The sequence below is a fragment of the Candidatus Enterococcus ikei genome (assembly GCF_017316105.1).
GTDB lineage: Bacteria > Bacillota > Bacilli > Lactobacillales > Enterococcaceae > Enterococcus_L > Enterococcus_L ikei.
The window spans coordinates 18568-39330 of record NZ_JAFLWD010000001.1 but is presented as its reverse complement, the minus strand read 5'-3'; the positions used below and the strand labels follow the sequence as shown (position 1 = coordinate 39330).

Below are 20763 nucleotides of genomic sequence, written 5' to 3'. Positions count from 1 at the left end.
TGTTTCCTCCTAAATTTAAAATCTGAACAGGTTCATTTAACTTCGAATGAAAAATAGGTAACGATACTACATTACGTTTTGATTATTTATAATATTGATAATGTTTTTCCAATTTTTTTGAAACCAACGTCAATACAGCAGTTAATAATAGATAAATAACACCAACTAAAACTAATGGCAATAAACTCACATCACGGCTCATCGCGATTTTTCCTGCACGTAATAAATCTCCTAAACCAAGTACGTAAATCAACGAGGTATCTTTAACCAAATTGATGACTTCATTACCGATAGAGGGTAAAACAACTTTGATCACTTGAGGTAAAATAATTCTTGAAACAGTTTGAAAGCGTGTTAAACGTAAAACTTTTGCCGCTTCATATTGTCCTTCTGGAATTGATTGAATCCCGCCGCGAAAAATTTCTGCAAAATAAGCTGCATAATTTAAAATAAAAGCAAACAAGGCTGCATCATAACGCTCAAAGACGATTCCAATCAATGGCAAACCATAAAAAACAAAAATCAGTTGTAATAATAAAGGAGTTCCTCGCATTAGCCAAATATAGATATTGATCAAAAAAGTTAACGGCTTAAAATTTGTCTGTAAAGCAAAAGCCACGATGATCCCAAGTGGAATCGAGCCTAATAGTGTAAAAATAAATACTTTCAAGGTCATAGTTGCACCGTCCAGTAAAGCCGGCATGATTTCTAAAATGTAGTTCATATTTTTTCCTCCAGTTATTAATTTTTTTTGTGAGAATAAACAAAAAGCCCCCTCGGCCAATCAGCCAAGAGGACGAAATAATCGTGGTTCCACCTCAATTTGTCAATACTTTACAGTATCAACCTCATTGGAATCTTTCATGTAACTAAAGATTCTTTTCTGATAACGGAGAATTCCGCATCTTCCTACTAGCTTCAGAAGATGACCGAAACAGATGTGTTCAGCAAAGGTTTCCAGCTTTTTTTCTCAGCGAATAAAAAAGTCTCTGTCAGGAAATGGTCTTTGATTACTTGTTCTGTTTATGTGTTTTGGTTTTGTTAGAATGGTCGATGGAAATTTTTTAATAGTTTGTTTTCATTTGTTGTTAGATATAATACGTTAGGTCATTCACTAGCAAGGTTCTTTTGCTTCTTTCCTTGGTTGTAGTGTAACTTTGTGGTGATTCGCTAGTAGGGAAACTTCTCTCCTGTTGGTCGCCAAGTATTGTTCATCATCTGCTCTGTCCTTTGGCCAATCACAGTGATTCACAACAAAAAGTCCTTTGGCAATTAAGCCAAAGGACGTAAAATTCGTGGTTCCACCTTTTTTTATTATCGTCTCACAACGATAACCTCATGAAGTCATAGACTTCTAATGCTGTAACGGGCATTCCCGAACTTTCCTACTCTTCGATTCAAAAAGTTAACTCCCAGATGTGGTTCGCTTTATTCTTCTGTCTTTTTCCACCAACCAAAGACTCTCTTAAATGAAACAATAAAGGTACTCTTCTGCTCTTTGTTTTGTATAACTTTACCACCAGTTTTTCCTCTTGTCAACAACTCTTTGTTTAGAAAATTCAGAAAACAGCTTATTTTAAGCATAAAAGTTACTGATTATGCGAAGTTGAGTTAAAATGGAAATAGTCATTCCTATTAAAAAGTAAGTAAGTAGTGATAGTTAAAAACTATCGCACAGTTTCTATTACTACTATCCTTTCCCATATATATCTGATAAACTAGGTACAATTATTGTCGGAAAGTAAAAAGGAGTGGTGTCGATTGAGGCGACCAATTATTGGAATTGCAGCAAATGAAATAGAAGATGCGGGGGCAAAATTATACCATTTGCCGATCTGTTACACTCCTTGCGGCTATGTAAAAGCAGTTCAAAATGCTGGTGGATTACCGTTATTGCTGCCTGTAGGATCGCCTGAATTGGCAAAAGCGTATGTGACTCAAATCGACAAGTTGATTTTAGCTGGTGGACAAAATGTATCGCCAACATTGTATGGAGAAGTAAATCAAGTAAAAGAGGCAACGGTATCTGATGAAAGAGATCAATTTGAATTAGCGTTGATCAAAGAAGCTTTGGCTCAAAAAAAACCGATCTTTGCAGTATGTCGCGGCTTGCAGTTAGTCAATGTGGCTCTTGGAGGTAGTTTATACCAAGAAATCAGTGCTACTAAAATTGCTCACATGCAAGTTCCAGTATCTAGAGAAATCCCCACTCATCAGATTAGAACAGAAGAAATGAGTATTTTGCGTAAAATCTATGGAAAAGAAACAACCGTTAATTCGTTTCATTTTCAAGCTGTAAAAAAATTAGCAGAAACATTAAAAGTTACTGCTTTTAGTGAAGATGGGATTATTGAAGGTGTAGAAAGCAAAGATTCCAATGTCGCCTTTTTAGGTGTGCAGTGGCATCCAGATTTTGCTTATGATTATTTAGAACAAGAAATGGCAGTTTTTCGTTATGTCGTTGAAGAATTATAAATCATCGAGCTTTACAGAACGATTAAATAAATCACTTGAAAGTTAAAAAACGAAATTAAGTTGGTTGTCTATAAGCGTTCGGTTCAGCTTTTATGAAGAGGAGGAATTAGGTAATGAAGAAAAAGTTTGGCGTTTTTGTTTTAGCAGCGACTTTATTATTAGCAGCTTGCAGCGGTGGTAAAGGGACAAATTCATCTGATGAAAAAGATGGCGGTAATTCAGCACAGGAACAAGTGATCAAAGTAGCTTCTGGTGGTGAACTCTCAACATTGGACAGCGCACATTACACAGATGTTTACAGCTCAGATATGATTGGTCAAGTTGTTGAAGGACTTTATCGCATGGATAAAAACCATGATCCAGAATTAGGGATTGCAGCAAGCGAGCCAACAGTTAGTGATGATGGGCTAGTCTACACATTCAAATTAAAAGATACAAAATGGAGCAATGGTGATCCAGTTGTAGCTGGAGATTTTGTTTCATCCTTTAAAAATGTTGTTGATCCAAGCTTTGGGTCAAGTAGCAGTAACCAAATGGATATTTTCAAAAACGGTCGTAAAATCCGTGAAGGACAAGCAAAAATAGATGAACTTGGTGTTAAAGCCATTGATGACCAAACGTTAGAAATGACTTTGGAATACCCAATTCCATATTTAGCTCAAGTCTTGGTAGGAACACCATTTATGCCGAAAAATGAAAAATTCGTCAAAGAAAAAGGCGAAGCTTATGGAACTTCTGCAGATAATTTTGTTGGCAATGGTCCATTTGTGATTTCAGGTTGGGATGGCAATACAGAAAACTGGAAGCTAACAAAAAACAAAGATTATTGGGATCAAAAAAATGTCAAACTAGATACGATCGATGTGCAAGTAGTCAAAGAAATCGGTACAGGAACGAACCTTTTTGATGCAGGTGATTTAGATTACACTGTGTTAGCAGATACGTATGCTCTGCAATATAAAGATTCACCTCAAGCTCATTTTACACCTAAAGCGATGGTTGGTTATTTAAGTCCTAACCATAAACGAGAAGTAACAGGAAACGCCAATGCGCGTAAAGCAATCTTACAAGCAATCGACAAAGAAGCATTTACAAAAGATATTTTAGGAGACGGTTCTTCAGCTATTAATGGTTTTGTACCAAAAGATTTTGCGAAAGACCCAGAAACAGGGGAAGACTTCCGTAAAGAAAATGGAGACTTCCTTCCATTTGATCTAAAAGAGGCGCAACAAAGTTGGGCAACGGCTAAGAAAGAATTAGGTAAAGATGAAATCGAATTAGAATTACTTTCAGCCGACTCAGCTCTTGCGAAAAAGACGATCGAGTATGTTCAAGGGCAATTACAACAAAATCTGCCAGGACTAAAAATCACGTTGAAATCTGTTCCATTGCAAAATCGTTTAGATTTACAAACAGCTAGTAACTTTGATCTCGTTTTTGGTACATGGACACCAGATTATGCTGATCCAATCAACTTCTTAGAGTTTTACGATTCTAAGAGTGGTTTGAATACCTCAGGTTATAACAACCCAGAGTACGATAAAGGCTTGAACGATGCCCGAATCACTTTAGCCAATGAACCAGAAAAACGCTGGGATAAATTGAAAGAGTTGGAAGAAACATTGATCGAAAAAGATGTAGCTGTTTTGCCGCTTTATCAAGGAGCGATTGGCTATTTGAAGGCAGATCGATTAAAAGACTTGCAAGTCTTTCCTTTTGGAAGAACAGTCTCTTATCGCTTAGCTCATGTTGACTAGTAGGTAAAAAATAGAGGATGGGACAGAAGAGGTTACTTCTGCTTCCACCGTTTATTCGTATTTAGTGTGTGAGACAAAAGTGCTTTTCACTTTTGTCTCACACACTATTTTTTTATTATTTTAAATGCTCTCCAGAACACACTCATAGTCGTGTTTATAGAGGATATAAAGCATGAAAAAAATCAGAAAATCCTCAAAAACCTATGCGTATCTTTTGTAATTGTTGGATAATGCGTTTAACATTAAACATAGAAACAAGGAAAAAACTTTTGCAAAAGTAAAAGCAACGTTGGAGGGGAAAATCTATGCGAGTGATCAAAGGTCTTATTTCTTTACTATTAATAGCAGGTATTTTTGGTATCGTTGGTTTGTATTCTCAAGTGGAAAACTTAGGCGTTGTGACTACCTTTTTCCGAGAATTATTATTTCAATACGATTGGCTATTTTATTTTTATCAGATCGTATTGTTTGTCCTATTAGCGCTATTGCTGTTGGCTTTTTTGCTAGTACTATTCAAGCCAATCACCAAAAAAGAAATACACATAAAAAAAGACATGGGACAGATCAATCTGCCATTGCATACACTAGAGTCAATTGCTAGATCTTCCTTACAAGAAATTGTAAATGTCGATGATACACAGGTGAAGATAAGATTAACGAAGCATCAAACAGCAGATGTAGAAGTAACTGTGGCAGACGAAAAACAAAAACTATTTCTAAGTAAAGGGAAAATGATCCAAGAACAAATCCCGCAAGCTTTGAAACAGATGGCAATGCTAGAGACGAATAAAACGAAAGTCATCTTCAAAAAGAAAAAAGTAGAATCGACCTTGTTGCCAATCGGTAAAAAAGAGTCTCGCGTGGTTTAAAGGAGGAAGTATATTGAAAAAATTACTAGCATTAGCTCCTTACCGCAATCAAATTATATTTACAATTCTAGCTATCTTGATTGCCATACTTTTTATGACGATTGGATTTTGGAAAACAATCTTGCTAGTCGTTTTAACAGGAATCGGCTATTTTATCGGAACAGCGCAAGATGAAAAACGCTCTATCTCTTCAATTTTAGCTTCTATACAAGCTTTTTTTGAAAGATAAAATAAATTGAATCAAAATCAGAAAGGTTGAGAAAAAATGGATAACAAAGCAAATGGAAACACAACTGAAGGAACAAATGCAAATGGAATCAAAACAAAATTAACATTTGACGATCAAGTAGTGAAAAAAATTGCTGGTATCGCCGTATCAGAAATTCCTGGGATTTTAGGATTGAGCGGAAATGCTATTACAAACTTGACCGACAAATTTACGAATGGAAATAATCCGACTAAAGGAATCAGCGCAGAAGTGGGTACAAAACAAGTAGCCATCGATTTAGATGTAATAGGTGAATATGGTAAAAATATTGCCCAAGTTTTTGATACAGCAACGAAAAAAGTTGCAGATGAAGTGAAAAATATGACTGGTTTAGATGTCATCGAATTTAACATGAATGTAGATGATGTTATGTCTAAAGAACAATACGAAGAAAAATTTGAAAACAAGAAAAAAGATGATAACGAAAACGAAAAAAAACAAGAAAATAATACACGCACATTACAATAATATGTAGCTGTATTTGAATTAGAGGAGGAAGTTTATTATGTTAAGTTTTATTTGGTCTTTAATTGTTGGCGGTGTGTTAGGTGCTATCGCTGGAGCAATTTTGGGTAGAGATGTACCCGGTGGTGTGATTGGTAATATCATCGTTGGATTTATCGGAAGCTGGGTAGGTACAATGCTTTTAGGAAACTTTGGTCCAGTGATCGGAGGATTTCCAATTATCTCAGCGCTGATCGGTGCGGTAATCTGTATTGCGATTTATTCGTTTATTGCTAAACGAATGGCATAAATAGAATAGCCTAAAAATTAGCAGGTAAAAATCTTCTTAGATTTTTACCTGCTATTTTTAATTTGAATTTTTTCTATATAAATTGAATAGTTATGGCATTGAACTATCCAAGGCACCAACAATGATTAACGAGCGCAAAAATCAACTGTTTACAATCAGTGATTTTAGAAAGAAAAATAAACATTGGACACTGGGATGCTCCACGTTAAGGAATTAAATATAAAAAAACCGCCCTATTCTTTTAATTATTCGATTAAAAGAGTAGGGCGGTTTATTATTATTATTTCTATTCCAACATTTCTGCTGGCAGTAAAATCGTTTCCTTATTGCCATCATCAAAAGCAAAAACTTGAGATGGATATTCTTCAGAATAAGGGAAAGGCAAGTCAACGGCCATTTGAACGTCGCTGATTTCTTGTGAAAAATGAACAGTCACTTTTCCGCCATTATCAATCAAATCAAAATATAGCATATTCGTGAGTGGAATCACTCCTTTTAAATCCAAATCAATAATTAGCCAGATACTGTCGATCAAAGCTGCTGGTAGGCTTTCAACTACCCCAAGAGAAGCATACCGACTACGTTCACTATCAAAACTTTCAACCATTTATATGACCTCCTTTATCTATCTAATATCAACAGTATACCTTATTTAGTAAAAACGTGCTTCTGTCATGTTTCATAAAAAAAGCAAGTGTAAAGCTTGCGATTTGTTGTAGTAAAAAAGAGACAAGGTCAAAAGACCCTATCTCTCAAAATTTATTTTTAAGCAAGCAGTTATTCTGGTTTTTCACCAATTACTGTGGGTTCAGCGGCTTCTTCAGAACCTTCTTCTTCAATAGCTGCTTTGGCTTCAGTAACTGCCACGATTTGCTCTTCACCATCAGTAATAATGTCGTAATCTTTATTTTTTGGTAAATCAGCAACAGTAACTGCATCACCGATCGCAAGTTTAGTAATATCAACTTCAACTCGTTCTGGCAATTTATCTGGAGTAGCTGAAACTAGAACATTATACAAGTTTTGTGTTAGCTCACCACCGGATTTAACACCTTCAGATTCACCAACAAGAACGATTTCAGCTTCAACTTCTGTTGCTTCTTTCATGTTTACAGCTAAAAATTCAACGTGTTTAATTTTATTGGTAAACGTATCTAATTGCGCTTTATACATCAATGTATTGATTTTTTTACCACCAACATTCATTGTGATAACGGCATTAACACCATTGTCGCGCAAAACTTTTGTTAATTCTTTTTCATCAACGGAAACAGGCGTGCTTTCCAATTCAAATCCATAAACAACGGCGGGAACTTGACCTGTGTGACGTAGTTGATTTCTTAGTGAACGCGGACGGACAGCTCTTTCTTTAACTTCTAATGATACTGACATAACCTAAATTCCTCCTTGATTTAAAAGCTAAGCAGGCTGATATAGCCTGTGAAGCTAGATAAATAAAATGAATTTATATTTGGTTATCTGCAAAACGCAACATGATGGAAAAAAGGAGTTTTGTTGACGCAGATTGTAAACATGTAAAAGCATAAACTTAGCTAAGGTTTTCCTGTTCAAATTTGAAACGAACAAGCAGCTTCTACAAACGAACAACAAAAACAAAAAATCCCGAATAATTGTGCACAATTATCCAGGGGAAAATTCCATATGATACCTTATTCTCTCCCAGGTCATTACGCTGTTTTTGAGAAACCTTATTCACTTTCTATATCAACCATAACGCGAATCGAAAGTTAAGTCAAGGGAAGTGAAAGAAGATGAGTTGTCTTTTAAATATTACTTAAAGTTTATTCTATCAAAAAATAAACCGTTTACTTGTTCTGTTTCCTTTTCATTCTTCGATGTTTATACTAAAATATTACTTGAAATGAGGAAAATAAATGCGTTTAGATAAATTGTTAGAACAAGAAAAAATCGGCTCAAGAAGAAAAGTCAAAGCTCTGATCCGCAGTAAACAAGTCACTGTTGATGGACAGATCATTATGGACGAAAGTTTAAATGTAGATGCAGCCTTACAAAATATTTTCGTTGGAGATAAAAAAATTCAGCAACAAACGCATGTTTACTATATGCTGAATAAACCTCAAGGGGTAGTGACAGCAGTGAAAGATGCTCAACATCAAACCGTTATTGATTTAATCAAAGAAAGTGATCGACGGGCAGGATTATATCCTGTTGGACGCTTAGATCGTGATACAGAAGGCCTGCTATTGATTACAGACAATGGTCAGTTAGGTTATCAATTATTATTGCCTCATAAAAAAGTCTCAAAACGCTATGAAGTTATTGTTAACGAACCGCTAACAGCCCAGGATTGTAAAGCGTTTGCGGAAGGGATTGTGTTTTCTGACGGGAAAAAATGTAAACCAGCTGAGCTGCTGATTTTGTCTTCAGAAAAAAACGAAAGCCATGGATATTTAGACATCACAGAAGGAAAATTCCATCAGGTCAAGAAAATGTTTTTATCTGTAGGCAAAAAAGTAATCTATTTAAAACGATTGTCGATGGGACCAATCCAGCTAGATCAAACACTTGGCTTAGGTGAATATCGTTCTTTAAACCAAGAAGAATTACAGAACTTATTACCTTATTTTACTATTCATAAAAAAGAAAAGAGTGTGGAACATGAAATTTAAAACATTATTATTTGATGTCGACGATACATTACTAGATTTTCAATTAACAGAAAAAAAAGCATTACAGGCACTTTTTCGAGAAGAAGAATTAACTTTGACTGATGAAATAGAAGCAACCTATAAAAAAATCAACAGTCAGCTTTGGCGTGATTTTGAGCAAGGAAAAACAGATAAAAAAACGGTCACGGATACGCGCTTCAGCTTACTATTTGCTCAGCTGAATAAAACAGTAGATGGCAAGAAAATGGGAGAGCAATATCGTTATCATTTAGGTCAAGGACATGACTTGTTAGGAAATAGTAAAGAAATCATTGAACGACTTCAGCCAGATTATGAGTTGTATATTGTGACAAACGGCGTAGCCAAAACACAATATCAACGACTAAACGATTCAAATATGGCCACATTTTTTAACGACATCTTTGTTTCAGAAGAAGTGGGCTATCAAAAACCAATGAAAGAATATTTTGATCATGTGTTTGAGCGGATTCCTAATTTTGAGAGAGAAAAAACAATGATCATTGGTGATTCACTTGCTTCAGATATTCAAGGAGGAAACTTAGCGAACATCCAAACACTTTGGCTAAATCCATCGAAACAACCAGCAACACAAGCAATTCAACCAACGTATGAAATCAGTCGTTTAGACGATATTTTTAGTATTTTGGAATAATAAAAAACGGTGTGTGGGACAAAAGTAAAAAGCACTTTTGTTTCACACACTAACTACGAATAAAGGGTGGAAACAGAAGTAACCTCTTATTTCTTGAGGTTAAACACTTCTGTCCCATCCTCTATTTATATATCAATACTCAATCGCACCATATCTTTTAAAACAAGCTTATTTTCGATGATTTCTTCTTCATAATGACGGAGGAAAAAATCGCGATCAATTCCTGTCATGCGAAATCCACATTTTTGATACAGGTATAATTGCCCGAAACTAGAACTTCCAGTACCAATTTCCACTGTTTTGTAATGATTAGCTTTAGCATAAGATAGTGCAAACTGAATCAATTTCTCACCAAAACCTTGCTCTTGATTCTTTTCAGAAACAGCAATATTGACGATTTCCAGAGTTTCTGGTCTTGTGGGAAGTAAAACTATAATACCTACGATGCTCTCCTTAAAAATAGCTTCAAAACATAAACCGCGTGCGACATAGTTTTCTACTAAATCTTGGGCTGGATCGGCTAATAGTAATAAGTCATAGTGAATTTTTTGAAGTTCTTGAATTTCTCTAATAATCATACTATTTTTTCCTTTCTATAAGGCTTGGCATAAAATCCACAGATTTTAAAAAAATATGGATAAAACGGTGGCTTTCTGGCTCGTTTCTATTATAATAGAAAAAGGTTATTATGACTATTACATATAAGAGAGAGGTTTCGTTGAATGAAAAATACTCAACCAATCGTGATTGGTGTTACTGGCGGTTCCGGCAGTGGGAAAACTAGTGTCAGTCGGGCGATTTTCAATCATTTTCCCAATCATTCTATCATGATGTTGGAACAAGATTCTTATTATAAAGATCAGAGCCATCTGAGTTTTGAAGAGAGACTAACAACTAATTATGATCATCCATTTGCGTTCGATACGGATTTGCTGATCGAGCATTTACAGCAATTGATCAACTACGATACGATTGAAAAACCAGTGTATGATTATGTTGCGCATACTCGGAGTTCTGACATTATTATTCAAGAACCAAAAGAAGTTATTATTTTAGAAGGAATCTTGATTTTGGAAGATACTCGATTGAGAGAACTGATGGATATTAAGTTATATGTTGATACAGATGATGATATTCGGATTATCCGCAGAATCAAACGGGATATGGAAGAACGCGGCAGAACATTAGATTCTGTTATTGAACAATATTTAACAGTTGTTAAACCAATGTATCATCAATTTATCGAACCAACGAAACGTTATGCAGATGTAATTGTTCCAGAAGGTGGAGAAAATCATGTGGCTATTGATTTGATCACCACAAAAGTAGCAAGTATTTTAAATGAAGTATAAATAAGTGAATACTAAAAAATCAGCAGTTGTATTTGAGTTCATCGAATACAACTGCTGATTTTTTGTTATTTTATTTCAACGTAGTAAAAGGAAACATGGACAAATCATTCTTAGGTATAGTATCTTATGAGATAACTATTGACGAGGATATCTGTTACCTAAGAGAGGATCGTGTTAGATGAGAATTTTAATTATTGAGGACAATCGTGAACTGGCAAAGTCAGTAAAAAAGGGATTAGAAAGAGAAAAATTCTTAGTTGATCTGGCTTTTTCAGGGCTAGAAGGAGAAGAAAAAGCCTACGTAAATAACTATGATGCTATTTTATTAGATTTGAATTTGCCTGATAAAGACGGGTTATCGATTTTAAATTTTTTAAGAGAATCAAATATAGATAGTCCAATTATCATTATTACAGCGAGAGATGAAATCGAAGAAAGAGCAAAAGGACTTGATTTCGGGGCGGATGATTATTTAGTAAAACCATTTGAATTATTAGAATTAGTTGCCCGCATTCGTGCGGTTATTCGACGTTTCCACGGACGGACCTCACCTCACATCCAGATCAATCAGTTGATGATAGATCCTGTGAAGCGTTTTGTTCGTTATGGGAATACAGAAGTCGTGTTAAAACCAAAAGAGTTCGATATTTTATTATGTATTGCTCAGCAGCATCCAGCGGTCGTTTCTACAGAAGTAATCGCCGAACATGTTTATGATGAAAATTTTGATCCCTTTTCTTCTGTCTTGCGCGTTCATATTGCTAGATTGAAAAAACAACTTGCACAAGCTTCTGGAAAAGAACTACTTAAAACGATTCGAGCGAAAGGATATCAATTATGCGAGTAAATTTTAAAATCAGTTTAACGGTGCTGACCTTTGCTTTTTTTGTTATTTTGATTATCAGTGGTGGATTTTTTGCAGTAAAAAGTAACTGGAGTTCACTGAATATCGGTCAATCGATTGGTTCGGCTATTTATATTGTAAACGATGCAAATGAAACAATTGCCCAAACACAACCAGCAGGGACTTTGGAACTTAAAGCATCTGAATTAGTCAGTACACAAGCGCTGGATGATATTTATTTAAATAGTTTATTAAAGTATTTACCAATGATTATTTTAGCAGTGTGTTCGGCTATTTTAGTGCTGACTATGACTTTATGGTTTGTTCTCCGACGGATCTATACGAAGCAAATGGTTTCGATTATTCATGATCTACAGTTTTTAGAAAAATTCTCAGAAGACAAAGTTGAAGATAAATCAGTCGCTAAAGCATTTAAACAGCTAAAAGATAAATTTGATGGGAATCTAGAAGATTATAAAAGGCTCAGCAGTTATCTTACGCATGAACAGAAAAATGCCATTGCGATTTTGAGAGCGAATTTAGAACTCGAACAAAACGAAACCGGTAATCTACACATTTTAGATCGCCTAACTGATAGTATCGATGATATTTTAACCCTTTCAAACAGTACGGAAGAAGCGATGAGTGAACGTGTGGATGTTTCATTAATCTGCGCAGAAGTGTGTGATACATATCGTAAAAGTTATCCAAAGCTCACCTTTACATTTGATGAAATCGAGTCGACCCTGATTTTAGGTAAAAACCGTTGGATCTATCGAGCAGTATCAAATTTAGTAGATAATGCAATCAAATATGGGAACGGTAAACCGATAGAAGTTTCTGTCAATAACCGAAAAGGTAGTGTTATTGTTGAGATTAAAGATCATGGCAAAGGAATTGATCCAGAAGTACACACAACTATTTTTAATCATAATTATCGAATCAATGGACTAAAACAAGATGGTTACGGTATCGGATTATCCGTCGTTTCCCATGTTTGTGACTTATGCAAAGGTTTTGTTTATGTTGAAAGTAAACAAAATCAGGGTTCTACTTTTTATCTATCATTTCCACAAATGGGTGAAAGTTAACATTCAGTTAACAATTGGTTTGGTATTGTAGGTTCAAGAAAGGAGGAGAATAAGATCATATTTGTCTTTAAACATGCTTTCTTAAATTTTAGAAGACACATTTGGAATTATTTACTAGTCGGTATCATGCTATTTCTTTTAATTTTAGGGGCAATGCTCACAGATACTATTTATACTTCTGCTAAATTATTTACAGAAAATTACAACAAGAAGTTTATGACTCTAGTAACGATTCTAGAACCAGATTTAAGTAATTTATCGCATGAAAAAAAACTAACAAAAGAACAGTATAGCAAATTTGGAGAGTCTAAGTATGTAAATGGAATGAAAATGATTGGTAATGCTCCGATTTCATTTGAAACGTTAAAAACAATCGCACCACCAACCTCAGTCCAGTTTCAAAAATTTGAGGATACTAAAATTGAAAACAACTACTATCAATCAATTGCTAATTTGTTTAGTGGTGAATCTGCTGATCTTATAAAAGAGCTCACTGAAAGCAGGATGAAAATCAGCGCAGGAAACACTGATCTAAAACACAACGAATGCTTGGTCAGTAATGAATTTGCTCAGTTGAATCAGCTTAAACTAGGAGATTCGATTCAAGTTGTTTTAACAGGAAATAAAAAAACGGAGAAAAAGACACTGGTGGTTGCTGGAATGTATCAACCGAATAAACAAGACCAATTTACTGGAACAGCTCAACTTATGAGTACTCGTGGGAATGATATTTTTACGAATTGGGAAACCTTGCATGCTATGAAAGAGTTTGAACATTTTGGTTATAACAGCGTATCGTATGAATTAAAAAGCATGGATACCTTTGATAAATTTTTAAAAGAGATGAAAGCAAATGGTTTACCTAATGAGTATCAAGTTATGACAAATGAAGCGAATATGCAACTATTTTTAAGTCCCGTTAATGGAGTAGAAACACTAGCTGGAACAATTCTATTAGGTTTCTTGATTTTCGGCAACTTTGGTTTAGCATTATTTTCAATTCGGACGTTTAGACAAAGGCAAACAGAAATTTATGTGTTGCGCAATATCGGAATAACCAAAAAGCAAATGATCAATAGTCGAGCAATTGAATTAATGGTAGTTGCGTTTTTTAGTCTTAGTTTAGCATTCGTGGCTGCAAAATGGTTCGTACAACCGATTGCTGATTGGTTATTAGGAAGTCAAAAACGACTAACGGGAAATGTCGATCAGCTGTTTAGTATAGTGGCTAGCGAAAAAAATGAATCTATAACGTCGATTCCTATGGTGCTCAATGTTGATTCTTTCATCACTATTTTTGGAATTACTATCTTATTTTTGATTACGATCATTTCCATTGACAGCTATAAAGTTTTTAAATTTGAACCAATTGAATTTTTGTTAGAAAGGAACGTAGACGAATGATGATCCTCTCTCTTAAAAATATAGTATATACGCATAAGAAAAACAATGTGACTGTGTTGGATGATATAACGATCAATTTTTATTCGGGGAAAGTTTATGGCATTTTAGGAAAGAGTGGGGTAGGAAAAACCACCTTACTCGCACTTATTGCAGGACTTGATAAGGTCAATTCAGGCGGAATCTTTTTTAAAAACCAAAATCTTGAGAACATCGACCGAGACAATTACCGTCGGCACGAAATCGGCACCGTTTTTCAACAGTATAATGTTCTTTCAAATGAAACAGCTTTGACAACACTTAAATTGTGCACGTCAAGCTCTGTTACACAAGGAAATGATTATTTTTATGATGCTCTAAAAAAGGTAGGAATCGATGAGAAGATAGCCAATCGAAAAATCAAAAAATTATCTGTTTCCAATCAGCAACGGATTTATTTGGCCAAAGCAATAGTTAATAATCCTGAAATTGTCTTGATCGACGAACCTGTTGCATCGTTAAGCGAACTTTCATTAGACATAATCATGGAGTACATACGTATATACGCAAAAAATGAAAATAAGTGTATCATCATCAGCTCGCAATCCAAAGCAATTGCTGAATATGTTGATGAATTGTGGGGATTGAATGGTGGAAAACTATCATTTATCAAAGACAATGTAGAACAGAATAAGCTTTAGCGTAAATCAAAGCTTGTTGTTGACTCAACTGAATAGTGTGATATATCTATCTAAGTTAATTCTTCATTGTTTTAAGTAGGAAGGAAGAATATATGAACTATTGGAATCGAGCACTGTGCAGTGTTGTAAGAAGAAAAGGAAAATCAGTTATTTTATTTGCAGTTATTTTTATATTAGGCAATGTGATTGCAGGATCGATCGCGATTCAGCAATCTACCGCAAATGTCGAAAAGAAAATCAAACATGACCTAGGTGCCACAGTCAGTGTCGAGATGGATTATCAAAAGATGATGGACGAAGGCAAATCCTTTTCACCCTCTGCTTTAAAAGTGGAGGACATTAAAAAAATGGGTGAATCTCCATACGTAAAAGAATTTGACTATAACGTGAAGACAAGTCTTTTTGTGAAAAAAATCAAAACCTATGAAATGGAAAATGCGTCGACTATGGGCGGTATGCCGAAAACACTGAGCCTTAAAGGAAATAATTTACTAGAACCACTAGATTTTAAAGACAAAAAAGTAAATCTAGTTGAAGGTCGAACGTTTAAGCAAGACGAAATCAACAGTGGTAAAGATGTTGCCATCATCTCAAAAAAATTAGCAGAAGCGAATGGTTTTAATGTAGGGGATAAAGTAGTTCTAGATAGCTCAGTAACGGACTTTAAAGAAGATGGTTCGACGGAAGAGTTAGCTTCTCAAGATCACCCTGTAGAAATTATTGGTATATTTGAGCCGACAAGTATTGAAAAGAAAAAATCAGACGGAAAAGACCAAAAAGGTATTGAAGAGCAATTCATGGAAACAGAGCAGTTCAATACGATTTACATGCCAAATGACGCTGTGATGAGTATCAACAAAGTAGAATTTGAAAAAGGGAAAGAATTGATTCCAGATCGCTATAAAAAAACAGATGGCACAGCGATGACAGTGGAAGATATGAATCAAATTACGCCAGTGTATGTGCTGAAAACGCCAGAGGATGTCGATGCCTTTAAAGAAGAAGCTAAATCATTGATTCCAGAAGGCTACAAGCTAACTGCTTCTACCGATCAATATGATCAAGTAGGTGGTACGTTCAAGAAAATGTCTCAAATTTCCGGCTATGTAGTACTCTTAGCGATTGGCGCTACTTTACTGATTATTTCATTAGTGGTCATTCTCTTCTTACGTGATCGTAAACATGAATTAGGTATTTATTTATCATTAGGTGAAACAAGAGCAAAAGTCATGCAGCAAATACTGATTGAATTGTTGCTAATTAGTTTAGTTGCTATGTGTCTATCTTTAGTTACAGGAAATATTCTTGGGAAAATGGTCTCGGAATCTCTGATTGCCAGCGATGCATTTTCACAAACTGGAGATGCAGCTAGTCAAGGTGGTACGATGATGGTTGGTGGTTCCACTAATATGACAACCTTAACAACGGAAGACGTATCAAGTGCTTATGAAGTGAAATTCTCAATTAGTTATATCGTGACGTTCTTGATTGCAGGATTAAGCACAGTTTTATTATCTGCGATTTTACCTTTGACTTATGTCTTACGGTTAAATCCAAAGAAAATCATGATGTAGGAGGAAACCAATATGACAATTTTACAAACAAAAAACGTAAGCTACTTTTATCAAGATGGAGACAAGCGACGAATGATTTTACAAGATACGTCGATCAATTTTGAACAAGGGCAGTTTTATACGATCTTAGGACAATCTGGTTCAGGAAAAACAACGTTTCTTTCTTTGATTAGTGCATTGGATGAACCAAAATCTGGCGAAGTTTTATATAAAGGTCAAAATATCAAGAAAATTGGGCTGGAAAAGTATCGCAGAGATGATATCAGTATTATTTTTCAAAGTTACAATCTAGTTCCTTATTTAACGGCTTTAGAAAATGTTCTAGTGGCAATGTCGATTACTGACAATGATATGCCAAAGGATAATCGTGAAGTAGCGTATAATTTACTGGATTATATCGGTATCAATAAAGCCAAGGCAGATCGTTTGGTCGGCCAATTATCTGGGGGTGAACAGCAGCGTGTTGCAATCGCCAGAGCCTTAGCAACAAATGTCGATATCATTCTTGCTGATGAGCCAACAGGGAATTTAGATGAGGGAATGGAACAAGAAATCGTGGATATCTTTAAAGATTTGGCTGAAACACATAATAAATGTGTGATTGTTGTTACCCATTCCAATGAAATAGCAAAACAATCAGACAAAACCTATTTTCTTAAGCAAGGTGAGTTGATGCTAAATGAGTGATTTTTTATCTAATTTCAATAAATCCAATTACGATGATACCAAAGAGAAAAAGCTGCGGGAAGACACTGATAAACAAGAAGCAACCCAACAGGAATCTACAAGTTCTCCCTCAAATAAACCGTTTGGTGAAAGTAAAAGTGAACCGCAGACAAGGTTCGGACCAGTCAACGTGGCTGAGCCCAAAGTTGATAGTTCTTCTGCTTCTTTTGAAACGGAACAAGCAGCAACTTCTCAAACACGAAGAAGTCAGACCGAAGATGGAACAGAAATAGACCCGACCTATCATAAGAAAAGGAAACAAAAATTTTTACTAATCGGAATGGGTACCTTTGTAGCACTTTGTATCCTGTATTTTGGGTACTACCAAATGACGCATGTTGCACTCCCAGATTTTTCTGGAAAAGATTTAGCGAAAGCACGAACCTGGGCAACTGAAAATAAAGTAAAATTAAAAGTGGATCAAACGTACAGTAAAAAGATAGAAGCAAACAAAGTGATTTCACAAAAATCAAAAAAAGGCAGTAAAATCAAAAAAGGTGCTGAATTAACAGTCGAATCAAGTATGGGGGCTGATCCAGAAGAAAAATTGAAGCTACCCGATTTTATGACGATGAAAAAGTCAGAGGCTGAAAAATGGATCAAGGATAATAAAGCTGAAAATATTTCTTTGATTGATGAGTACAGTGATTCCTTGGAAAAAGGCAAAGCAGCTCGTTTTGAGATCGTTAATAAAGAAGTGACAAAAGAAAATTACAAGCGTAAAGACAAAGCCAATATCTATTATTCTAAAGGCAAAGAAACCTTTGAAAAAAATATTTCTGTACCTGATTTTACAAAAAAAATGAAGACTGAAGTTGAAAGCTGGGCCAAAACTAATGATATAAAAGTAACCTATGAAGAGGCTAGTTCAGCAGAAATTCCAGTAGAAAGTATCATTTCTCAAAGTATTGCCAAAGATCAAAAAGTGGCTAAAAAAGATAGTATCACGGTGACTGTCTCTTTAGGTAAAGGATATACTGTACCGAACTTCGCTGAGTATAAACAAGAAGAAGCGGCAACTGCTGTAGAGGGTCTGACAGTCCAGGCTAAAAGTGTTTTCACGAATAATGTCGCATACGGACAATTGATTTCTCAAAGCGTTGAAGCAGGAACGCAATTGACGAGTAAAGATGAGTTGAAAGTCAATGTCTACTATTCTGCTGGTCAACCTTATCTCAAAGATTTAAGGGGAAGTACATTAGAAGGTGATTTACAAAAACAATTTTATGAAGAATTTCAATCAAAAGGAGCCAATATTAAATATACCGTTCGATATGTTGACTCTGCAGAGCCGAAAGGAACAGTTGTTGGGATGAGTGCTTATAATTTATATGTACCATTAGACTATACTGTTAGCTTGGATATTAGCTTGGGTAATTTAGCCGGAGCATCAAATTATACACCTAAATCTCCATCCGAAAATGGTACTGAGAAAGAAAGCGAATCAAAAAGCATATCTCAAAAATAGAAAAATAGTTATAAACAAAGAAGTCAAGAGGGCAAAATCTCCTGACTTCTTTGTTGTTTTACAAAAAAATACAAGCTTTTTTTATAAAAGTTTGGTGAGAGGAAAACTATTTTGGAAATGGACAACTAAAGTAAGCTACTATTTTATTGAACTTGTTTTTATATATATATTATTTTTTTATAGAATACAAATGGATATATATAGTAAAAATATTTATAGAGTCGGTCGACTATCTTCCTATTAAACACTTGTCTATGCAGTGATAGACTTATTTTTATGAAAAAAATAAAATATACATCGATTTTATCTAAGGATAGCGCTCGAAAATGAAAAAATGTAGTTATAATAGTTCGATTTTTAAATAAGAATTATTTGGTGTTTTTTTCTCATGAAATCCTCTTTTTTTGAAAGTTTATCAAAGATTTCAGTGGTTGGTACAAAATATTGAAAAATTTTACCATAAAAGCATGATATAATTTACACGGAAGAAGTTTTTGTGAGTTAGGGGTGATAAAGTATTATGATGCGAAGGGGAGAAATCTTTTATGCAAATCTCTCGCCTGTTGTTGGTTCAGAGCAAGGGGGAATTAGGCCAGTATTAATTATTCAAAATAATAAGGGAAATTTATTTAGCCCAACGTTGATTGTTGCACCTATTACTAGGAATGTGAATAAGAAAATGCAACCAACGCAGGTCAAAGTGGATATACCGCATGACGATCGAATGACACCGTCACTGGTATTACTAGAACAAATCCGAACGCTGGATAAAGAACGAATTCTTCACAAAATTTGTCATTTACATGAAGAGGATATGCTGAAGGTCAACCAAGCACTGAAAATAAGTATTGGTATTCGTTAAATGGGAGTAGTACATAGGTAAAGATATACATAAATATTCGTAAATAATGGATTGAAAAACTAAGGTTGTACGATAAGTTAAACCGAACGATTCGCGAATATGCTTTTTTGAATAATTGAGAATAGAGGATAAGACAAGCGCTGGACTAGTGTTTGTTTTATCCTCTTATTTTTTATCTGATCAAGAGAATGGAGCATAAAGAAATTTTTTGAATTTTTCAGAATTTATGGCTATAGTATAGTCATAGGAGTTGAGGTAGATGAAAAAAATTCGCTATGGGATTTTAAGTACGGCCCAAATCGTTCCTAGATTTGTAGAAGGTATCAAAAAAAGTAGAGCTGGAGAAGCGATAGCAATCGCTTCACGAAGTTTGGATAAAGCAAATCAAATGGCAGAAAAATTAGGGATTTCTAAAGCTTACGGAAGCTATGAAGAATTATGTCAGGATGATCAAGTAGAGGTCATCTATGTAGCTACCTACAATAAAGGTCACTATGAAGCAGCTAAAATGGCATTGATGCATCACAAGCATGTTTTAGTTGAAAAACCGTTCACTTTGAAAATTGACCAAGCAGAAGAACTTTTTGAATTAGCAGAAAAAAATGGCTGTTTCTTAATGGAAGCACAAAAATCGGTTTTTCTACCAATTAGTTTACAGGTCAAAAAAGCAATCCAGCAAAATCAAATTGGTGACATACGTTGGATTCAGTCGGTGACGGCGTATCCTAGCGTGGATCATATCAGTTGGTTTCATTCATTGGATGCTGGCGGTGGAGCGCTACATGGATCAGGCAGTTATCCTTTGCAGTATATGCAATTTATGCTTGATCAGTCGATCGATGAATACCATGGAAGTGTTACGAGAAAAAAAGGTGTAACGGATGACCAAGTGAATCTGGCTTTGAAGTTTCAAAATCAAGTACTAGGTAATATTTTTATCTCAGTGAAATTAGACATTCCTAGTAACCTGACGATTTATGGTGAAAAGGGTCGAATAGAAATTCCTTATTTTTGGAAGACGAATCAAGCTATTATTTATGATGAGAAAGGACATTCTAAAATATTGACTGTTGACTTTGAAAGTGAATTTGTTTTTGAAGTGGATCATGTGAACGACTGCCTGCAAAAAAGCTTGTTGGAAAGTCCTGTGATGACAAAGCGTATGACATTGGACACTGTACGTTTAGTGGATCAGTTATATAATGAGTGGCTGGAAGATGACAAGTAAATCGTAGAAGAAGTTGCAATCGTGTTTTATCTGTGTTAAAGTAACCTCATGCGACGAGTTGACTCAATCAGATAGCTTCGGCTGTTCCGT

22 protein-coding genes and 2 other annotated features are annotated in these 20763 nt (G+C 35.0%); of the genes, 18 read left to right on the top strand and 4 right to left on the bottom strand.

What is annotated here, in order from left to right:
- Positions 1-82: 82 nt before the first annotated feature.
- Complete coding sequence (locus tag JZO69_RS00195; RefSeq protein ID WP_207110881.1) at positions 83-724, bottom strand: amino acid ABC transporter permease; 642 nt, start codon at positions 722-724, stop codon at positions 83-85.
- A 65-nt stretch (positions 725-789) separates the two neighbouring features.
- Positions 790-1036, bottom strand: a binding site (T-box leader).
- Between the two features lie 241 nt (positions 1037-1277).
- Positions 1278-1508 (bottom strand) — a binding site (T-box leader).
- 253 nt (positions 1509-1761) lie between these two features.
- On the opposite strand from JZO69_RS00195, the gene JZO69_RS00190 reads away from it, so the two are divergent.
- The 6 genes from JZO69_RS00190 (at position 1762) to JZO69_RS00165 (ending at position 6123) form a co-directional block, all read left to right on the top strand.
- Positions 1762-2475 carry a gamma-glutamyl-gamma-aminobutyrate hydrolase family protein gene (locus JZO69_RS00190; RefSeq protein ID WP_207110880.1) on the top strand — a complete coding sequence of 238 codons (714 nt, stop codon included), beginning with the start codon at positions 1762-1764 and terminating at the stop codon, positions 2473-2475.
- Positions 2476-2588: 113 nt separating this feature from the next.
- A complete protein-coding gene (locus JZO69_RS00185; protein WP_207110879.1) occupies positions 2589-4232 on the top strand; it encodes a peptide ABC transporter substrate-binding protein in 1644 nt (547 codons plus the stop codon).
- A 305-nt stretch (positions 4233-4537) separates the two neighbouring features.
- Positions 4538-5101, top strand: a complete 564-nt coding sequence (gene amaP / locus JZO69_RS00180; protein WP_207110878.1) for an alkaline shock response membrane anchor protein AmaP — start codon at positions 4538-4540, stop codon at positions 5099-5101.
- 13 nt (positions 5102-5114) lie between these two features.
- Positions 5115-5330: a DUF2273 domain-containing protein gene (locus JZO69_RS00175; RefSeq protein ID WP_207110877.1), complete on the top strand. Its 216-nt coding sequence runs from the start codon at positions 5115-5117 to the stop codon at positions 5328-5330.
- Between the two features lie 36 nt (positions 5331-5366).
- Positions 5367-5837 carry an Asp23/Gls24 family envelope stress response protein gene (locus tag JZO69_RS00170; protein WP_207110876.1) on the top strand — a complete coding sequence of 157 codons (471 nt, stop codon included), beginning with the start codon at positions 5367-5369 and terminating at the stop codon, positions 5835-5837.
- Between the two features lie 37 nt (positions 5838-5874).
- Positions 5875-6123, top strand: a complete 249-nt coding sequence (locus JZO69_RS00165) for a GlsB/YeaQ/YmgE family stress response membrane protein (RefSeq protein WP_207110875.1) — start codon at positions 5875-5877, stop codon at positions 6121-6123.
- Between the two features lie 286 nt (positions 6124-6409).
- Here JZO69_RS00165 and JZO69_RS00160 read toward each other — a convergent pair whose 3' ends face one another.
- A complete protein-coding gene (locus JZO69_RS00160) occupies positions 6410-6730 on the bottom strand; it encodes a DUF960 domain-containing protein (protein ID WP_207110874.1) in 321 nt (106 codons plus the stop codon).
- Between the two features lie 170 nt (positions 6731-6900).
- Complete coding sequence (locus tag JZO69_RS00155) at positions 6901-7515, bottom strand: 50S ribosomal protein L25/general stress protein Ctc (RefSeq protein ID WP_207110873.1); 615 nt, start codon at positions 7513-7515, stop codon at positions 6901-6903.
- 503 nt (positions 7516-8018) lie between these two features.
- Here JZO69_RS00155 and JZO69_RS00150 point away from each other — a divergent pair.
- Both JZO69_RS00150 and JZO69_RS00145 read left to right on the top strand, forming a co-directional pair.
- On the top strand, positions 8019-8774 hold the full coding sequence (locus tag JZO69_RS00150) for a 16S rRNA pseudouridine(516) synthase (RefSeq protein ID WP_207110872.1): 756 nt from the start codon (positions 8019-8021) through the stop codon (positions 8772-8774).
- The gene (locus tag JZO69_RS00145) at positions 8764-9447 is read left to right on the top strand and encodes a YjjG family noncanonical pyrimidine nucleotidase (protein ID WP_207110871.1); all 684 of its coding nucleotides are present in this window, start codon (positions 8764-8766) and stop codon (positions 9445-9447) included. The genes JZO69_RS00150 and JZO69_RS00145 overlap by 11 nt, the downstream gene beginning before the upstream one ends.
- A 125-nt stretch (positions 9448-9572) precedes the next feature.
- On the opposite strand, the gene JZO69_RS00140 is transcribed toward JZO69_RS00145, so the two are convergent.
- Positions 9573-10025 (bottom strand): GNAT family N-acetyltransferase, encoded by a 453-nt coding sequence (locus JZO69_RS00140; protein WP_207110870.1) that lies wholly within the window; start codon positions 10023-10025, stop codon positions 9573-9575.
- A 144-nt stretch (positions 10026-10169) separates the two neighbouring features.
- On the opposite strand from JZO69_RS00140, the gene udk reads away from it, so the two are divergent.
- The 10 genes from udk to JZO69_RS00090 all read left to right on the top strand — a co-directional run bounded on the left by udk (position 10170) and on the right by JZO69_RS00090 (position 20673).
- Complete coding sequence (gene udk / locus JZO69_RS00135) at positions 10170-10799, top strand: uridine kinase (RefSeq protein WP_207110869.1); 630 nt, start codon at positions 10170-10172, stop codon at positions 10797-10799.
- Positions 10800-10977: 178 nt separating this feature from the next.
- Positions 10978-11646, top strand: coding sequence for a response regulator transcription factor (locus tag JZO69_RS00130; RefSeq protein WP_207110868.1), 669 nt, complete (start codon positions 10978-10980; stop codon positions 11644-11646).
- Complete coding sequence (locus tag JZO69_RS00125) at positions 11637-12734, top strand: sensor histidine kinase (RefSeq protein ID WP_207110867.1); 1098 nt, start codon at positions 11637-11639, stop codon at positions 12732-12734. Before JZO69_RS00130 ends, JZO69_RS00125 begins: the two co-directional genes overlap by 10 nt.
- A 126-nt stretch (positions 12735-12860) precedes the next feature.
- Positions 12861-14138: an ABC transporter permease gene (locus JZO69_RS00120; protein ID WP_242586428.1), complete on the top strand. Its 1278-nt coding sequence runs from the start codon at positions 12861-12863 to the stop codon at positions 14136-14138.
- On the top strand, positions 14135-14815 hold the full coding sequence (locus tag JZO69_RS00115; protein ID WP_242586426.1) for an ATP-binding cassette domain-containing protein: 681 nt from the start codon (positions 14135-14137) through the stop codon (positions 14813-14815). The genes JZO69_RS00120 and JZO69_RS00115 overlap by 4 nt, the downstream gene beginning before the upstream one ends.
- A gap of 92 nt (positions 14816-14907) precedes the next feature.
- Complete coding sequence (locus JZO69_RS00110; protein WP_207110866.1) at positions 14908-16389, top strand: ABC transporter permease; 1482 nt, start codon at positions 14908-14910, stop codon at positions 16387-16389.
- Between the two features lie 12 nt (positions 16390-16401).
- Positions 16402-17076, top strand: coding sequence for an ABC transporter ATP-binding protein (locus JZO69_RS00105; RefSeq protein WP_207110865.1), 675 nt, complete (start codon positions 16402-16404; stop codon positions 17074-17076).
- Positions 17069-18583 (top strand): PASTA domain-containing protein, encoded by a 1515-nt coding sequence (locus JZO69_RS00100; protein WP_207110864.1) that lies wholly within the window; start codon positions 17069-17071, stop codon positions 18581-18583. The genes JZO69_RS00105 and JZO69_RS00100 overlap by 8 nt, the downstream gene beginning before the upstream one ends.
- A 520-nt stretch (positions 18584-19103) precedes the next feature.
- Positions 19104-19445 carry a type II toxin-antitoxin system PemK/MazF family toxin gene (locus JZO69_RS00095; protein ID WP_242586425.1) on the top strand — a complete coding sequence of 114 codons (342 nt, stop codon included), beginning with the start codon at positions 19104-19106 and terminating at the stop codon, positions 19443-19445.
- 259 nt (positions 19446-19704) lie between these two features.
- Positions 19705-20673, top strand: coding sequence for a Gfo/Idh/MocA family protein (locus tag JZO69_RS00090; RefSeq protein WP_207110863.1), 969 nt, complete (start codon positions 19705-19707; stop codon positions 20671-20673).
- The last annotated feature ends 90 nt before the right edge of the window (positions 20674-20763 follow it).

Bases quoted from the DNA above. Each gene is read 5' to 3' on its own strand.
- JZO69_RS00195 (WP_207110881.1), bottom strand. From the start codon at position 724: ATGAACTACATTTTAGAAATCATGCCGGCTTTACTGGACGGTGCAACT.
- JZO69_RS00185 (WP_207110879.1), top strand. From the start codon at position 2,589: ATGAAGAAAAAGTTTGGCGTTTTTGTTTTAGCAGCGACTTTATTATTA.
- amaP (WP_207110878.1), top strand. From the start codon at position 4,538: ATGCGAGTGATCAAAGGTCTTATTTCTTTACTATTAATAGCAGGTATT.
- JZO69_RS00170 (WP_207110876.1), top strand. From the start codon at position 5,367: ATGGATAACAAAGCAAATGGAAACACAACTGAAGGAACAAATGCAAAT.
- JZO69_RS00165 (WP_207110875.1), top strand. From the start codon at position 5,875: ATGTTAAGTTTTATTTGGTCTTTAATTGTTGGCGGTGTGTTAGGTGCT.
- JZO69_RS00160 (WP_207110874.1), bottom strand. From the start codon at position 6,730: ATGGTTGAAAGTTTTGATAGTGAACGTAGTCGGTATGCTTCTCTTGGG.
- JZO69_RS00155 (WP_207110873.1), bottom strand. From the start codon at position 7,515: ATGTCAGTATCATTAGAAGTTAAAGAAAGAGCTGTCCGTCCGCGTTCA.
- JZO69_RS00150 (WP_207110872.1), top strand. From the start codon at position 8,019: ATGCGTTTAGATAAATTGTTAGAACAAGAAAAAATCGGCTCAAGAAGA.
- JZO69_RS00145 (WP_207110871.1), top strand. From the start codon at position 8,764: ATGAAATTTAAAACATTATTATTTGATGTCGACGATACATTACTAGAT.
- JZO69_RS00140 (WP_207110870.1), bottom strand. From the start codon at position 10,025: ATGATTATTAGAGAAATTCAAGAACTTCAAAAAATTCACTATGACTTA.
- udk (WP_207110869.1), top strand. From the start codon at position 10,170: ATGAAAAATACTCAACCAATCGTGATTGGTGTTACTGGCGGTTCCGGC.
- JZO69_RS00130 (WP_207110868.1), top strand. From the start codon at position 10,978: ATGAGAATTTTAATTATTGAGGACAATCGTGAACTGGCAAAGTCAGTA.
- JZO69_RS00125 (WP_207110867.1), top strand. From the start codon at position 11,637: ATGCGAGTAAATTTTAAAATCAGTTTAACGGTGCTGACCTTTGCTTTT.
- JZO69_RS00120 (WP_242586428.1), top strand. From the start codon at position 12,861: ATGCTATTTCTTTTAATTTTAGGGGCAATGCTCACAGATACTATTTAT.
- JZO69_RS00115 (WP_242586426.1), top strand. From the start codon at position 14,135: ATGATGATCCTCTCTCTTAAAAATATAGTATATACGCATAAGAAAAAC.
- JZO69_RS00110 (WP_207110866.1), top strand. From the start codon at position 14,908: ATGAACTATTGGAATCGAGCACTGTGCAGTGTTGTAAGAAGAAAAGGA.
- JZO69_RS00105 (WP_207110865.1), top strand. From the start codon at position 16,402: ATGACAATTTTACAAACAAAAAACGTAAGCTACTTTTATCAAGATGGA.
- JZO69_RS00100 (WP_207110864.1), top strand. From the start codon at position 17,069: ATGAGTGATTTTTTATCTAATTTCAATAAATCCAATTACGATGATACC.
- JZO69_RS00095 (WP_242586425.1), top strand. From the start codon at position 19,104: ATGATGCGAAGGGGAGAAATCTTTTATGCAAATCTCTCGCCTGTTGTT.
- JZO69_RS00090 (WP_207110863.1), top strand. From the start codon at position 19,705: ATGAAAAAAATTCGCTATGGGATTTTAAGTACGGCCCAAATCGTTCCT.